General features: G+C 53.9%; 1 protein-coding gene. It reads right to left on the reverse strand.

Annotated elements, in window-relative coordinates:
- Positions 1-638, reverse strand: a 638-nt coding sequence (locus tag EN780_RS39970) for a hypothetical protein (RefSeq protein ID WP_210215107.1), incomplete at its 3' end; no start/stop codon positions are given.
- Between the last annotated feature and the right edge of the window lie 75 nt (positions 639-713).

The raw sequence follows: 713 nt of genomic DNA on the forward strand, positions 1-713 counted from the left end.
CCCACATTGAGTGCGGCAAGTCGATCGGGCGAGCACTCACCTTTGGCGATCAAAAACCGGACGAATGATCGCAGAGTGCTCATCGTTCGACCGATTGATCCAGTCGAGCGGTGTGCCTGGTCGAACAGGATCGAACGCAGTACCTCAGTCGAGCACGTTACTTCCTCGCCACAGATTTTAGTGTACCACCGCTTCACCTCCCTTAGCTTCTCTTCGATGCCTCTGGGGGAAAGCGCCCTAGCCGTAGCCAACCAATGGCAATAAGCTGCCAGCCTCTCATCGAGCACGGGTTGTTGCGGTGGCGAAGCGATGACGCCTTGGCCAACGAGATATCTGAGGAACTTGGCAGCATCCCGGCGGCGAGTCGCCACAGTGCCATGCATTAGGGGGCCGCTCTTGGCACGTGGACATGAGCAATCGTGTAGAGCGAACTGTTCAATGGTATGACGATTTACATCATCCCAACCGCCATCGTTGCCGGTCCAGTAAGCAAAATGCCGTGCATTGAAAACCATGTGCTTCACAGTCTTGGGAGTGTAGCCTTTTGCCGAAAGTGCAGAGGCATAATGGCCTATATACTGTGAAATATCGTTCCGGTTTTTAGAGGGAACCAAACCTCGCTGTTCAAGCAGATGCATAAACATCCGCGTCACTGACATATATTGCCGAAGGTTGTTGGGGGTCGCTTTGAAACCAGGGCACCGGCATCGATG

It is taken from the genome of Mesorhizobium sp. M4B.F.Ca.ET.089.01.1.1 (assembly GCF_004022605.1).
GTDB classification, from domain to species: Bacteria; Pseudomonadota; Alphaproteobacteria; order Rhizobiales; family Rhizobiaceae; genus Mesorhizobium; species Mesorhizobium abyssinicae.